Here is a 14698-nt window from a genome sequence, read left to right as displayed (position 1 = left end):
ATTTGGGGGTCGGTTCAGATGATGAGATACGTCATGGCATCACGAATCGCCACGGCATTGATGGTTAGTACGCCTGTACTTACCATCACCACCAACCCACACAACGCCACCAAAAAGGCAAAAACCACTTTGCCCACATGAGCCACACGGCGACTGGGCTTATCCCAGCTGACACTCATGCCTTTGCTGTTCGCAAATTCGGTCAGGTATTTTTTGGCGACAAAACGATACACCAACAACGCAATGAGCATGCCAATCCCACCGATGGTAAAGCCTGTGTGCCACTGACCTTTGTCCACAAAATAACCTGTGGCTATCGGGGCAACCATCGCCCCTAGGTTGATGGACATATAAAAAACGGTAAATCCTGAGTCTCGCCTGTCATCTTTGTCATCATAAAGCGAGCCGACCATCACCGCAATACACGTCTTAAACAGCCCCGTCCCCAGCACCAATAAAATCAGCCCCACAAAAAACATGGTCATGCCAAGCATGGGCAATGCCGACATGCCAATCGCCAAATGCCCCAGTGCCATGATGATACAGCCCCACCACAGTGAACGCTCCTGTCCAAGCCAGTTGTCAGCCAACCATCCGCCTGCCAATGGCACCAAATACATCATGCCACTAAATATCCCATAAATGGCGGCGGCTGTCGTGTCATCAAAACCAAAACCACCCGAGACGATGGCGGTCGTCATGAACAAAACCAGCAAAGGGCGAATGCCATAATAAGAAAAACGCTCCCACATCTCCACAAAAAATAGCCCTTGCAAGGGCTTGGGATGTCCTAAAAATGCTTTGTCTAGCTTTTTAAAGTGGGCATCTGCGTTGGTGTCTGCCGATGAATTTGCCATGCTTTTTTCCTTAAAATGATGATTTTAGATATTTGCAAGCAACATTAACCCCATTCTCAATTTTATATAAATAATTGACTCATCAAGGGTAAATTGCAATTTTCCCCCACAACAAATAATGATAGAACAATCAATGAGTTACCATTTTAAGCTAGGATTGGGGTTTGTTTTATCAATTTTTTGCATAAAAATCATGATTCATAAAAAACCTTATTTAATGATAAATAAGGTTTTGTCAGATTACTGGGTGACTTCCTGCTCACTGGGAGCTGTTTGGGCATCATCACCTGCCACACTCTCGGCAGTGGTCTCATGTGGTGCATCGCTGGTCGCCACGTCACTGGCAACAGGTTGATCTTCTGCTGACTTTTCTTGGACGGGGGTCTGAGCATCGCCTGCTGAGTTGGCAACTTGTTCGGCCGCTTCTTGTTCGGCGGTGTCGCTGGCGGCAGTATCTGCGGTCGCATCAGGGGCGGTCGCTACTGCCACGGCTTCTGCCTTTTGGGCATCGGTGGGATTGTTCTCTTGCTGGATGAGTTCGTCTAAGGCTCTGCCTGCGGGTGTGGCTGAGACGGCTGCAGGCTCATGGTTGCCCGCTGGGCGTAGCCATGCAAAAACGGCAATACCGCCGATGAGAACCAAAAGTAGAACCACACCAATCAAAGCATGGATGATTTCTTTGGTTGGGTTGTTTTCAGAAGCGTCGTGTGCGTGTGCCATAAATCACCTGTCGTGTTGATGGGTTTGATTTAACCGTTTGTTTGGGCATTTAATGATACGATTTTTAAAACCTTTACAAAGTTTTAAATGTCAAATTTTTAAAATTTTACAGTTTTTAAAATTCACTCATCAAATGCTTACATGAGTTTTATTTTTAAGACATAAATTTTTCTCTATTATATACCAATTTTTACCATTTTGTACAATCCCATATTAAAATTATGGGTAATTTTTACATTTTTTGTCATCAGTCTCGCACGCCATCGCCTTGATAGTACAGTTCATGACTGGCATCATAAAGGTTTTGACGTCTGACGACAAAGCTAAGCCCGATGAGCAACAAGCACAATATCAGTATCGGGTAACTGCCCCATCGCATAAAAGGTGTCGTCCCTGTCATCATCGGCACATCCCCACGCAATACCGTCGGCACAAAAGAAGGTGCTTGACTGACGATACGTCCCTTATCATCAATAAATGCCGTAACCCCCGTATTGGTTGCTCGTGCAAACCAACGCCCTGTCTCTATGCTTCGCATTTGCACCATTTGTAGGTGTTGCAAAGGGCCTGCACTTGTGCCAAACCACGCATCATTTGAGACAGTCAGGAGAAATTGGGTGTCTTTGGCGTTTTTGCGAGTGGTGTCAGGATATGCCACCTCGTAGCACACCGCCGGCCCCATGGGCTGATTTTTGACCAACAGTGGTTTTTGGGTATCATCACCACGACTATAACTCATCATGTTTTGCATGCCTGCTAAATCAGGCAAAATATTTAGCATCCCCTCAAAAGGAATGTACTCGCCAAAGGGAACAAGATTTTGTTTTTTATACAAACCATCACTGTCCTGATCCAACACCAACACACTATTATATAGGTGTGGATAATCTCGCTCGGCAGGGTCATAATGCTCTATGTCCCGATAAGGAATGCCCATGACCCATGTCGCTCCCTGTGTGCGAGCATGAGTGTGTACGTCATGGATAAACGCCCACGCTTCGTCTTGGAACATGGGAATGGATGCTTCGGGCCACACCACGACATCCTGCCCCCATTCACTCTCTGACAGCTGGGCGTAGATGTTTAGGGTCTCGTGGCGGTATTCGGTTAGCCATTTTAAATCTTGGGGGATGTTGCCCTGCACGAGCGACATGGACAATCTCTCGCCCGTGGGGGTCGTCCATTTGGGGTCAATGACCCACACCAATATGGCAAACAACACCAAAAAAGCACTGATGAACAAAAACCCTAATTTTTGGCGAAACACTTCTACCACACTCGCCCCGAACAGCACCGCCACAAAGCTGATTGCAAATACGCCAAACATCGGTGCCAGCGAGCTTATCCACGCCAAATCGGCAAAAGCATAGCCCACGAACAGCCACGGAAATCCCGTCAGTAGCCATGTCTTTATCCACTCTTGTATCACCCACAAAGATGCAAACGCCAAAGGCTGACGACCCATAAAACGCACAAACAGCCACGCCATCACCGCATGGAACAGCCCCATGATAAACGCCATCAGTGCTATCATGATAAGAGCAAGCCACATCGGGATGTTGCCATACTCATGAATGGACGTATAAAGCCAAAACGCCCCCACCGCCCACAGCCCAAAGCCATACGCCTGCCCCACCCAAAACGCACGCCCCGCCCTATCTTCACCGACAAGACAAGCGTATAGCACCATGGGCGAGAGTATGGCTATCGTCCATAGTTTGTACGGGGCAAGCGACAGTGAGAACATCGCTCCTACCATCAGGCACAACAGAACAGGAATGATGAGTGGCAGGCGTTTTTTGGTGGTGATTTTTTGGCGAGTGGCACGCTTGGCAAGTCGGGAAGCTGGCATGCTGACGGAAGTGGCTTGATGGGTCATGACAAAGAACAAGGCAAATAACCGCTTATTTTAGCAAATTTTCGGGGTAAATGTCATCTTTTCATCCCCAATCGGGCAATCCGAGTGTACCGCCAAGATTGCCAAGGGGGAGTTAATCAGTGTACAATACACCCTAACAACCCAAAATAAAGGGGAATGCCATGATTATAGAGCTGCCACCCCAAACCGAGCAAATCATCGCCCAAGTCGCCAAAGAGAAAGGGCAAAGCGTGCATGATTTTATCGTGATGAGCGCCTACGAAAAAGCAGTACAAGCCATGACGGACAAACCGCAAGCACAGGGCTTGGGCGAGCGTATTCATCTGATTTTTGCAAAGGCGGACTTTCCTGAACTTAGTTTACCGCAACGCACCGATCACCCAAGACACATTGAGTCATGAATGATTTATCAGTCAGCTATTTATTAGATACAGCTAACAAAATTTAATTTTACTACGGAAACCATTCGCCCTAAGCTCGTCAAAAAGTCGGTTTCTTTTATGGCTTGACGGGATCACCATGAATGGAGAGCGTAGCACTTTTTCATTTTGCAGAGTGTACTAATGTTATTTCAGAATTAAATAAGCCAGAACCTAATTTAAATGTCATTCGTTGGTAAATCAGCACCCCACGGCTTTTATTAGCACCATTACCAAGGCTGAGTTATTGTATGGCGTGGCAAATTTATCTGATGGCAAAAGAAAACGACAGCTATCCCAAGCCACCGATGAGATTTTGGCATTATTTGGAAATCGTACATTGTCATTTTGCACCAAAAGTGCCGAGCATTATACCAAAGTCATCAGCGACCGCCAAAAGCAAGGCAGACCTATTTTAATGGCAGACGCATTGATTGCCAGCATTGCCCTTGCCAATGGTTTGACAGTTGTTCCAAGAAACATCAAAGATTTTGATGGTATTGATAAATTAGCACTATTTAACCCTTTTAATCCATGAAAATCAAAATACCCTTTCCCAAACCCCCAATTTTACGGTAAAATTAGGGGTTTTTATTTTATATTCAATTCAAAGCATTTAAAGGTACTCTCATGACCCTACCCACAACCTACACCCCGTCCGAACTTGAACAAAAATGGTACACCACTTGGGAAGACAAAGGCTATTTTCGCCCAACCCTTGATAAGCCAAAATCTTTCTCTATTGCCATTCCCCCACCAAACGTAACAGGCTCGCTCCATATGGGACATGGCTTTAACAACACCATTATGGACGCACTCACCCGCTTTCATCGCATGAAAGGCTACAACACGCTGTGGCAACCAGGTACCGACCACGCTGGTATCGCCACGCAAATGGTGGTGGAACGTCAGCTTGGGTTACAAGGCATCAGCCGTCATGATTTGGGGCGTGAGAAGTTTATTGAAAAAGTGTGGGAGTGGAAAGGGCAGTCTGGTGGTAACATCACTCGCCAAATCCGCCGTCTTGGCTCGTCCGTGGACTGGTCTCGTGAACGCTTTACCATGGACGATGATTTATCCAAAGTGGTCAAAGAAGTGTTTGTCCGCTTGCATGATGAAGGCTTGATTTATCGTGGCAAACGCTTGGTAAACTGGGACTGCAAACTGCACACCGCCCTATCCGACCTAGAAGTAGAAAGCGTGGAAGAGCAAGGCAGTTTGTGGCATTTTAGATATTATTTTGCCGACAAAAATTTGACAACCCAAGACGGTAAAAATTACCTTGTCGTGGCGACCACACGCCCCGAAACCCTGCTTGGCGACAGTGCCGTGGCGGTACACCCTGATGATGAGCGGTATGCCCATTTGATCGGTAAAACGATTGTCCTACCGATTAGTGGACGTGAAGTGCCGATTGTGGCGGACGATTATGTAGAAAAAGACTTTGGGACAGGGTGCGTAAAAATTACCCCTGCCCACGATTTTAACGACTATGAACTTGGTAAACGCCACGAGTTGCCACTTATCAATATTTTTGATGAAGATGCGTGCGTTAAGGCGGAATTTGACTTTATTGCCAAAGTGGGCGAGCAGATTTCCGACCACATCACCGCACCAGTCGAGTATGCAGGGCTTGACCGTTTTGTCGCTCGTAAAAAACTCGTGGAGCAAGCCCAAAACGAAAACTGGCTTGAAAAAATTGAACCTTACACCCTAAAAGCCCCCCGTGGCGACCGCTCTGGCGTGATTGTTGAGCCACTTTTGACCGACCAATGGTATGTCAAAATCGCCCCCCTTGCCGAGCCTGCCATAGATGCGGTGCAAAATGGCGACATCAAATTCGTCCCTGAGCAGTATACCAATATGTATATGGCGTGGATGCGTGATATTCAAGACTGGTGTATCAGCCGTCAGCTGTGGTGGGGTCATCGCATTCCTGCGTGGTATGATGACAATGGCGGTGTGTATGTGGGGCGTGATGAAGATGAAGTGCGTGCCAAATATAACTTGGGCGACACCCCACTTTGTCAAGATGAAGACGTGCTGGATACTTGGTTTAGCTCGGCTTTGTGGACGTTTAGCACGCTGGACTGGACAGGGACAGATGCCGACTTTGACAACGCCATTTTACAAAACTTTCACCCCACAAGCGTCCTAGTTACAGGCTTTGACATCATTTTCTTTTGGGTTGCCCGTATGATTATGATGACGCTTCATTTTGTCAAGGACAAGGACGGCAAGCCACAAGTGCCATTTCACACCGTCTATGTGCATGGTTTGGTGCGTGATAGCGAAGGGCAAAAGATGAGTAAATCTAAGGGCAACGTGCTTGACCCCTTGGATTTGATTGACAGCATTGACCTAGAAAGTCTGGTGGCAAAACGCACCACAGGGCTTATGAACCCCAAAGATGCCGTTAAAATTGAAAAAGCCACTCGCAAAGAGTTCCCCGAAGGCATTCTTGCCTATGGCACAGATGCGGTGCGTTTTACCTTTGCAAGCCTAGCCAACACAGGGCGAGACATCAATTTTGACCTAAAACGTGTGGAAGGCTATCGTAACTTTTGTAACAAGATTTGGAACGCCACTCGCTTTGTCTTGATGAATGTAGAAGGCAAGCCAATCAGCGACACGCCCCGCCCCGAGCTGTGGGAGCTGTCCGAAAAATGGATAGTTAGCCGACTACAAAAATGCGAACAAGCGGTAAATTTGGCGTTTGAGACCTATCGTTTTGATTTGGCGAGCCAAGCGATTTATGACTTTATTTGGAATGAATACTGCGACTGGTATGTGGAGCTTGTCAAGCCTATCCTAAACGATGAGAGCGTATCGGACGAGCGAAAGGCGGAGATTCGCCGTGTACTGTTGTCGGTGCTGGAAGTTGCTTTGCGTTTGACGCACCCCATTATGCCGTTTATTACCGAAGAGATTTGGCAAACGCTTGCTCCCATGCTTGGGCAGACAGGCGAGAGTATCATGCTCGCTCCGTTCCCTGTGCCAAACGATGAACGCATTGACGAGCAAGCCGAAAGCGACATGACGTGGCTACAAAGCCTTATCGGTGCGGTGCGAAACATTCGTGGCGAGATGAAACTGGGCAATGCCGTGCGTCTGCCTGTGCTACTGCAAGGCGTAACGGACGAACAAAAGGCAAGCCTTGCACGCATTGAAAGCCAGTTTAAAGCCCTTGCCAAGGTTGAGATGCTAACCATTGTCAGCGATGATGACGAGATTCCGCTATCATCACAAGCCTTGATTGGTTCGCTAAAAGTGCTGGTGCCGATGAAAGGCTTGATTGACCCGACCGCCGAGCTTAACCGCCTAAATAAAGTGCGTGATAAACTGCAAGCCCAAGCAGATGCCATCAACAAAAAACTGTCCAACGAAAGCTTTGTCGCCAAAGCCCCCGCTCAGGTGGTACAAGCAGAAAAGATGAAATTGGCAGAATTAAATGGGCAATTGGCAGAAGTGGAGAAGCAGGTGGGGGCGTTGAAGGAGCTATAATTATGAAACCATCATCTTCTCTACAATCTAATTTGGATTATGACAGATTTCTTAGTAGTGCTAGTTTACCAGCACTACTAGTTGCTTTTGCCAATGCTAAACCAATCACAAAACCGTTTGTTGGTTTTGTGATTGAATCGTCATACAAGTGCTCAAAATACTCACCTAATGAGCTTACCGATGAAATTTATCAAAAAAACAATCAATTGTTAAGCCAGTTCACAAGTTTAGACTTTCAATTAAATGGCAAAAAACATCAGTTTTTTATTCAAAGCGATTTATCCTGCGATGATTTTTTTGCACTGGTTTATAAAAATATTCTCATTAAAGGCTCCACCATTGACAATGATGAATTTTCCAAATTAATTTTGCTGTCATTTTTTGCTTTGCGTGGCAGTCCTGATTTTAAATTAAATTTTTATAGTCTGGATTTACCAAGACAAATCGTTAATAAAAAATATTTGGATAATTTATTTAAACTATCTACTAACGTGAGCGATTTACGCCAATTAAATCTAAATTTTAGAGAGTTGCAAGAACAATTCATTACAGGTAAGAACGAAAGAAACACTCAATTTCGCATCAATTTACGTTATTTTTATGATAACTTTTCTGATGATTTGGCAACAATAAATATCTTTAAAAGTAATGTCTTAAAACATAACGCCAACTTAATCAAAACTAAAAATATTGCCCAAGAAAGCCAAACATTTATAGAGCGACTAAATTTTTATCGTGATAATGTTCTAAATCAAACCAAAACCCAACATGAAATTGAGCAATTACGTAAAAACTTAGGATTTATTTATGATGATTCTATTGATGAAAAAACCACACGCAACCAAGGTATTGTACAATATGTACGAGCCTATTTTCCTGATGAATGTGCCTGTTGCAAAAATCAATATGACATCAAAGACCGTTCATTTACCTATCGCCACAGCGACCGTTATTATTTAGAAGTTCATCATGTCATCTCTTTTGCCTCTGATAGAACACTTGACCAAATTGATAATTTGGTCAAAGTTTGCCCAACATGTCATCGTGCATTGAGCAAAAATCGTGCTGATGAACAATATCAAAAAGAACTCATTAGCGAAATTCTCATCAATGCCCCAAAAGCCAAAGAATTTTGTTTAAATTTTACTGATGAGAATGATTGCATTCAATTTATTTATGACAGATTAAGATGATGAATATACTAGATTTATTTTGCGGGGCAGGTGGTTTATCTTATGGATTTGAACAAGCTGGATTTAATGCCATTTTGGGCGTTGATTTTAATGAACAAGCCCTAGATACTTATCAAAAAAATCATAAAAATAGCCAAATCTTATGTGGTGACTTGACTTCTTGCGAATTAAAAAATGAAATTGTCAAAATTGCCAAAACCAATAATGTGCGTGCAATTTTGGGAGGTCCTCCTTGCCAAGGCTTTTCTTTAAAGGGTAAAAAGCTGGGCATGAATGACAGTCGCAATTTTTTATTTAAAGAATATTTAGAAATTGTACGGCAAGTCAATCCTGATTTTATCGTCATGGAAAATGTCAAAGCCCTAACCAATAAAACCAATGAATATTTTTTAACTCAAATATTAACAGGGCTAAAAAGTATGGGTTATTTTGTGAATTATCAAGTATTAAATGCCAAAGATTATGGCGTACCACAGAGCCGAGAACGTATTTTTATCATCGCCACAAAAAACCAACCTTTTGATTTTGATGCCATTGCCAAACAGCCAAAGGTAACCGTAGAACAGGCAATTTCTGATTTGAATTTTTTAAAAAGTGGCGAGGGGGATTTTTCGCAAGTCTACCCAACCAAACCCCAATCGCATTATCAGCAACAAATGCGACAAAAAAGCTCACTGCTGTACAATCACCAAGCGACTAACCACAGTTCTGTTGCCCTGCAAAAACTGGCAATGATACCGCCTGAGGGAGATAAAACAAGCCTACCTGCACATCTAAAAGGACGGCAAAAATTTGACACCACTTGGGGGCGACTAAAATGGCAAAGCGTATCGCCCACCATTGATACAAGATTTGACACACCCAGCAATGGTTGTAACTCACACCCTACATTACATCGTGCCATTACCCCAAGAGAGGCGGCTCGTTTACAGAGTTTTCCTGATGATTTTGTTTTTTATGGCAAAAAAACCGAAATCTGTAAACAAATTGGCAATGCCGTACCGCCAAGATTGGCTCATCAAATTGCATTAGCTCTAAAAACCATTTAACTTAATTAAAGACACCCCATGAATCAATACACCACCAAGATTAATGATTATTTGGAAAATTCAGCCTGTAAAATATTACAGGCTTGTCTTCTAAAATCAAGTTATATATTTCAAAGAAACAATATGACATCAAATGACATAGACCTAAAAGTTCTTGACAGTCAAAATAAAATGCTGTGCACGATTGACGTGCAATATAGCATGAACTATGCCAAATATGGCGATGTTAGAATTGACTTAATGTCAGCAGGGCGTCTTATAGAAAATACAGGAAGAGAAATTTGGAAGCTTAATAAAGACATTAAAGAGTCAAATGAGCCTTATCATTATTTCAAATCTCTATTTATTATAAATAAATCTGGGAAATATTTTGAAAAACAAGCTAAAAATATGCTGGGTGTTTTTTATTATTTTTACAATGGCAGTTTTGATAAAAATATAGATAATTTTAAAGCCCATAAAGCTGATTTTGTATTTTTCCTACCCACAAGAGTCGTTCTACAAGAATTGGAAAACAGTGCTCATGTGGTTATAAAAATAAACGACAAAAAGAAAAATGGCATTAATGAAAATCATCATTCGGCTTTTATCTGTTTAAATATTAATGAAATTTCAAAAAATTATGATATTCCCATATTTCAAAACAAAGATTATTTTTCTAAACACTTTCCAACTCTATTTCAAAAAGAATTAGATATCTTTCTTGGGAATAATTATGACTAACTTACTATTTCAAGACGACTGTATTTCCCAAATGCTACAATTAAAAAATAATAATATATCCATCAATCACATCATCACAGACCCACCTTATGCCATTTCATCAGAAAATAATTTTCATACGATGAATAACCCCAGAAAAGGGGTGGATTTTGGCGATTGGGATTGGGATTTTGACCCTTGTTTGTGGCTTGATGACGCTTATCCTTTATTGGACAAAAATGGCTCTATGGTTATTTTTTGCTCTTATCGTTTTATCTCCCAAATCATTCATAAAATAGAGCATTTGGGAGGCGTGGTAAAAGACGTGATGATTTGGCAAAAACAAAATCCCATGCCACGAAATATAAACCGCAGATATGTGCAAGATATGGAATTTATCATTTGGGCGGTCAAAAACAAAAACAGCAAATGGGTGTTTAATAAACCCGCTAACAAGCCTTATCAACGTGGGTTTTTTCAAACGCCCACACTGCTTGGTAAAGAACGCACCAAGCACCCCACGCAAAAACCCTTAGCTCTCATGAGTGAGATTATCCAAATTCACACCAATGAAAATGAGATAATCCTAGACCCATTTATGGGCGTTGGTAGTACAGGTGTGGCTAGCATGATGTTAAATCGTGGTTTTGTGGGAATTGAAAAAGAGTTGCAATGGTTTGAAATTGCAAAACAGAGAATGTGTGATTAACTCTTAACATTAAAAATCGTGAACTTCTTGGCTATTTTAAACACTCCACCTATTATAATATATGCCATCGTGGTGATTGGCAGTTGGCAGAAGTGGAGAAGCAGGTGGGGCAGCTTGGGAATTTGTGATCCTAACAACAGCAAATGGATCATCTTTTGGTCTATTTGCTTAACTTATTATGATAAACAATAGAAAAGTCATGAAACCTTTTATAAAATGGGCGGGCGGTAAGAATTCTTTGCTTGATAAAATTCAAAAACGCTTGCCTGATTTTGTTTACTCACAAGATTTTTGTTTGGTAGAGCCTTTTGTTGGTGGTGGGGCGGTGTCCTTGTGGGCATTGTCCGATTTGCCACATCTAAAACAGCTTATCATCAATGATTACAATGCTGATTTAACCAATGTTTATCAAGTCATTAAAAATAAACCAGATGATTTGATAAAATATATTGAAAATATGCAAAATCATTATGATAAACTCACAGACATAGAAAGTAAAAAACCTTATTTTTATCACAAACGAGATGTTTTTAATCAAAGAAATGGCAATGATGTTGAACAGGCAGGTTTATTTATTTTTTTAAATAAATCTGCTTTTAATGGCTTGTATCGTGTTAATAAAAACAATCAATTCAATGTTCCTATCGGCAGTTATAAGAAACCAACATTTATAGACAAAGACAATATTTTAAATATTTCAAAAAAACTACAAAATACAAAAATACTAACAGGGGATTTTGAATTGGTTTTAAATCACTTGCCAAATAATTTTCCTTGCATATTTTATCTTGATCCACCTTATCGCCCAATCAGTGATACAGCAAGTTTTACCGCTTATTCTGATAGTGGCTTTGATGATAATGAACAAAAACGGTTGGCAAACTTTTGTAAAAAAATAGATGAGATGGGTCATTACTTTTTATTAAGCAATTCCGATCCAAAAAATACCAATTTATCTGATGATTTTTTTGATGAATTGTATCAAGATTTTAAAATTGAAAGAATACAAGCCAATCGTGCCATTAGTGCCAGCAGTAATGGTCGCAAAAAGGTAAATGAAATTATAGTCAGTAACGGAGTTTAACATGAAATTAGCATTTGATGATTTTTTTAATAGCATGCCAGAAACAAATGCCACTTTGGATTATTTTACTGACTTTGATAAAGTAAAAAAGAATGTCGCTCAAATTGAGATCAAATTAAATCAACTGAATTATTTGTTAGGCAAAGATGATTTGGCACAAGCCGTTTATGAACTATATGCAGAATGCCCAAATGCGTTTTCTATCTTAGAAATACTGATTGCAGTTAGAAAAAAGGAACAAAAGAAAAGCCTAGATGAAAAAGGTCAAGTGGTAACATTAAATAACTACTTTCAATCAGCGGATAAAATTATAGATTTTCTTAACAATACAGGGCTTGCTGATGTATTTAGAGATAAAAACATCAAAAATTTAGTTGATTATGTGTTTGGCATTGAAGTAGGCTTGGATACCAATGCTCGTAAAAATCGTGGCGGAGACAATATGTCAAAAGCTGTTCAATCGTTATTTGACCGTGCTGGCATTTATTATAAAAAGGAAGTTAGAAATACCATTTTTACAGACATTGAAAGTTTGGGGGCTGATGTTAAACAATTTGATTTTGTCATCAAAACAAAAATCAAAACCTATGTGATTGAAACCAATTATTATAATAGCGGTGGCTCAAAATTAAATGAAGTTGCCAGAGCTTATACCGATGTCGCCCCAAAAATAAATCAATATCCGCAGTATGAATTTGTTTGGATTACCGATGGGCAAGGGTGGAAAACTGCCAAAAATAAATTACAAGAAGCCTATATTCATATTCCCTCCGTTTATAATTTATACACTTTGCAAAGTTTTATTGAACAGATAAATAGTGAAGGTGTTATAAGAGATTGGTGAAATGAGACTAAATCCTTATTTTGAAGCAAGTGATCAAACCTTTAATATCTACCAAGGTAATTGTATTGATATCATGTCGTATTTTCAGAGCAATTCCATAGATATGATATTTGCTGATCCACCTTATTTTTTATCCAATGATGGATTAACTTTTAAAAATGGCATTATCCAATCGGTTAATAAAGGCGAATGGGATACAAATGACAATGAAAACAGCATTTACAATTTTAATCATGAATGGATAGCACAATCCAGACGATTATTAAAAGACAATGGAACCATTTGGATAAGTGGCACACACCATAATATTTTTACCGTTGGTCAATTATTAAAAGAAAATAACTTTAAAATATTAAATATAATCACTTGGGAAAAACCCAATCCACCACCTAATTTTTCTTGTCGTTATTTTACCCATTCGAGTGAATGGATAATTTGGGCAAGAAAGCATTCTAAGATGCCACATTATTTTGATTATGATTTGATGAAAAAATTAAATGGTGATAAACAAGCCAAAGATGTTTGGCGATTGCCTGCCGTAAGCAAATGGGAAAAAGAGCAAGGCAAACACCCAACGCAAAAACCTCTTGGGTTATTATCTCGGATCATCTTGGCAAGCACTAAAAAAGGTAACATGGTACTAGATCCTTTTTCAGGTTCGGGTACCACAGGCATTGCAGCAACCATTTTGGGTAGGCAATTTATCGGCATTGATAAAGAATTGGAATTTTTAGAATTATCAAAAAGGCGTTATCAAGCAATTACACCCAAATCAAAATATGAATTTAAACAAAAAATTCGTGAGCAGATTAGTTTGGTGTAAAGGCACTTTAAGATGTCATTAACCCCACGGCCACCCCAAACACCCCACAATGAGCCGCCGCCACTGTCTCAATGTCAGGTGAATAGCCCCCACCCATGACGACAGCGACAGGTATGCCGTAGCGGTGGGCGACACTTAGCACCATTTCATCACGCTCATGACAGCCCTGCATGGACAGCGACAGCTTGCCGAGCTTATCGGTGGCAAGCACGTCCACACCCGCCTGATAAAAGATAAAATCAGGGCAAAACTCATCAATCAGCCTAGGCAACGTACCCGCCAGCACGCTCAAATACTCATCATCGCCCGTGCCGTCATCAAGCTCGATGTCTAGGTCGGACGGCGGTTTGATAAAGGGGTAGTTCTTTTTGCCGTGCATACTAAACACAAAAACATGGGGGTTATGTGCCATGATAGACGCATTGCCATTGCCCTGATGTACGTCCAAATCCACACTCAAAATGCGTTTGGCTTGCCCCCGTGCTAAGAGCAGATTGCTCGCCACGCACACATCATTAAACACACAAAATCCCTCACCATGGTCAGCAAATCCGTGGTGCGTACCACCTGATACCGACAATGATATGCCGTATTCTTTGGCGTATAAGGCACATTCATAGGTGGCGTGTGTGATGTAGCGTTCTCGTTTGACAAGCTCTGCTGACATGGGTAGTCCGATTTTACGGATTTCTTTGTCGGTTAGTGTGCCTGTTTTTAATTTGTGCCAATAGTCGGCGGTGTGGGTGGTTAGGATTTCTTGCTCGGATAAGAGTTGGGGGTGAAATAGGTTATCGGGTGTGATAATGCCTTCTTGGAGCAGTTTTTGGGGAATTAGGTCGTATTTTGCCATAGGAAAGCGGTGGGACGCTGGTACACTATGGCAAAATAGGGGCGAATGAGCGATTTTTAGCATGG

At 41.4% G+C, this 14698-nt stretch carries 14 protein-coding genes; 10 read left to right on the top strand and 4 right to left on the bottom strand.

All coding sequences use genetic code 11. The features are described 5' to 3' along the window. Positions 1-14 precede the first annotated feature (14 nt). The 3 genes from B5J94_RS09895 to lnt form a co-directional block, all read right to left on the bottom strand. Positions 15-857: a peptide MFS transporter gene (locus B5J94_RS09895; protein ID WP_079364106.1), complete on the bottom strand. Its 843-nt coding sequence runs from the start codon at positions 855-857 to the stop codon at positions 15-17. A 240-nt stretch (positions 858-1097) separates the two neighbouring features. Beyond that, complete coding sequence (locus B5J94_RS09890; RefSeq protein WP_062498347.1) at positions 1098-1577, bottom strand: hypothetical protein; 480 nt, start codon at positions 1575-1577, stop codon at positions 1098-1100. A gap of 247 nt (positions 1578-1824) precedes the next feature. Further along, positions 1825-3456, bottom strand: a complete 1632-nt coding sequence (gene lnt, locus B5J94_RS09885; RefSeq protein WP_373280013.1) for an apolipoprotein N-acyltransferase — start codon at positions 3454-3456, stop codon at positions 1825-1827. A 161-nt stretch (positions 3457-3617) separates the two neighbouring features. Between lnt and B5J94_RS09880 the strand changes: the two genes are divergently transcribed. The 10 genes from B5J94_RS09880 (at position 3618) to B5J94_RS09835 (ending at position 13783) form a co-directional block, all read left to right on the top strand. Further along, a complete protein-coding gene (locus B5J94_RS09880; RefSeq protein WP_062498348.1) occupies positions 3618-3857 on the top strand; it encodes a type II toxin -antitoxin system TacA 1-like antitoxin in 240 nt (79 codons plus the stop codon). Between the two features lie 211 nt (positions 3858-4068). Beyond that, positions 4069-4413, top strand: a complete 345-nt coding sequence (locus tag B5J94_RS09875; protein ID WP_062498349.1) for a PIN domain-containing protein — start codon at positions 4069-4071, stop codon at positions 4411-4413. A 92-nt stretch (positions 4414-4505) separates the two neighbouring features. After that, complete coding sequence (locus B5J94_RS09870) at positions 4506-7379, top strand: valine--tRNA ligase (RefSeq protein WP_062498350.1); 2874 nt, start codon at positions 4506-4508, stop codon at positions 7377-7379. A gap of 2 nt (positions 7380-7381) precedes the next feature. After that, positions 7382-8572: an HNH endonuclease gene (locus tag B5J94_RS09865; RefSeq protein ID WP_062498351.1), complete on the top strand. Its 1191-nt coding sequence runs from the start codon at positions 7382-7384 to the stop codon at positions 8570-8572. After that, positions 8569-9621 carry a DNA cytosine methyltransferase gene (locus tag B5J94_RS09860; RefSeq protein ID WP_211271077.1) on the top strand — a complete coding sequence of 351 codons (1053 nt, stop codon included), beginning with the start codon at positions 8569-8571 and terminating at the stop codon, positions 9619-9621. Before B5J94_RS09865 ends, B5J94_RS09860 begins: the two co-directional genes overlap by 4 nt. Positions 9622-9639: 18 nt before the next feature. Beyond that, positions 9640-10344 (top strand): hypothetical protein, encoded by a 705-nt coding sequence (locus tag B5J94_RS09855; protein ID WP_143821961.1) that lies wholly within the window; start codon positions 9640-9642, stop codon positions 10342-10344. Continuing rightward, positions 10337-11032 (top strand): DNA-methyltransferase, encoded by a 696-nt coding sequence (locus B5J94_RS09850; RefSeq protein ID WP_079364105.1) that lies wholly within the window; start codon positions 10337-10339, stop codon positions 11030-11032. Before B5J94_RS09855 ends, B5J94_RS09850 begins: the two co-directional genes overlap by 8 nt. A gap of 178 nt (positions 11033-11210) precedes the next feature. Next, a complete protein-coding gene (locus B5J94_RS09845; RefSeq protein WP_062498354.1) occupies positions 11211-12116 on the top strand; it encodes a DNA adenine methylase in 906 nt (301 codons plus the stop codon). Position 12117: 1 nt separating this feature from the next. After that, entirely contained in the window at positions 12118-12960 is an 843-nt protein-coding gene (locus tag B5J94_RS09840; protein ID WP_062498355.1) for a type II restriction endonuclease, read from the top strand. Position 12961: 1 nt separating this feature from the next. Further along, on the top strand, positions 12962-13783 hold the full coding sequence (locus B5J94_RS09835) for a DNA-methyltransferase (protein WP_062498356.1): 822 nt from the start codon (positions 12962-12964) through the stop codon (positions 13781-13783). A gap of 7 nt (positions 13784-13790) precedes the next feature. Here the strand turns inward: B5J94_RS09835 and B5J94_RS09830 are convergent, their stop codons facing one another. Next, positions 13791-14696 (bottom strand): histone deacetylase family protein, encoded by a 906-nt coding sequence (locus tag B5J94_RS09830; protein WP_062498357.1) that lies wholly within the window; start codon positions 14694-14696, stop codon positions 13791-13793. Between the last annotated feature and the right edge of the window lie 2 nt (positions 14697-14698).

Source organism: Moraxella lacunata (assembly GCF_002027545.1).
Taxonomy (GTDB): Bacteria; Pseudomonadota; Gammaproteobacteria; order Pseudomonadales; family Moraxellaceae; genus Moraxella; species Moraxella lacunata.
This window is presented reverse-complemented; position numbering and strand designations above follow the sequence as displayed.

Excerpts from the sequence above, each read along its gene's own strand:
- B5J94_RS09845 (WP_062498354.1), top strand. The coding sequence starts at position 11,211 with ATGATAAACAATAGAAAAGTCATGAAACCTTTTATAAAATGGGCGGGC.
- B5J94_RS09855 (WP_143821961.1), top strand. The coding sequence starts at position 9,640 with ATGAATCAATACACCACCAAGATTAATGATTATTTGGAAAATTCAGCC.
- B5J94_RS09840 (WP_062498355.1), top strand. The coding sequence starts at position 12,118 with ATGAAATTAGCATTTGATGATTTTTTTAATAGCATGCCAGAAACAAAT.
- B5J94_RS09865 (WP_062498351.1), top strand. The coding sequence starts at position 7,382 with ATGAAACCATCATCTTCTCTACAATCTAATTTGGATTATGACAGATTT.
- B5J94_RS09835 (WP_062498356.1), top strand. The coding sequence starts at position 12,962 with ATGAGACTAAATCCTTATTTTGAAGCAAGTGATCAAACCTTTAATATC.
- B5J94_RS09880 (WP_062498348.1), top strand. The coding sequence starts at position 3,618 with ATGATTATAGAGCTGCCACCCCAAACCGAGCAAATCATCGCCCAAGTC.
- B5J94_RS09860 (WP_211271077.1), top strand. The coding sequence starts at position 8,569 with ATGATGAATATACTAGATTTATTTTGCGGGGCAGGTGGTTTATCTTAT.
- B5J94_RS09830 (WP_062498357.1), bottom strand. The coding sequence starts at position 14,696 with ATGCTAAAAATCGCTCATTCGCCCCTATTTTGCCATAGTGTACCAGCG.
- B5J94_RS09895 (WP_079364106.1), bottom strand. The coding sequence starts at position 857 with ATGGCAAATTCATCGGCAGACACCAACGCAGATGCCCACTTTAAAAAG.
- lnt (WP_373280013.1), bottom strand. The coding sequence starts at position 3,456 with ATGACCCATCAAGCCACTTCCGTCAGCATGCCAGCTTCCCGACTTGCC.
- B5J94_RS09850 (WP_079364105.1), top strand. The coding sequence starts at position 10,337 with ATGACTAACTTACTATTTCAAGACGACTGTATTTCCCAAATGCTACAA.
- B5J94_RS09870 (WP_062498350.1), top strand. The coding sequence starts at position 4,506 with ATGACCCTACCCACAACCTACACCCCGTCCGAACTTGAACAAAAATGG.
- B5J94_RS09890 (WP_062498347.1), bottom strand. The coding sequence starts at position 1,577 with ATGGCACACGCACACGACGCTTCTGAAAACAACCCAACCAAAGAAATC.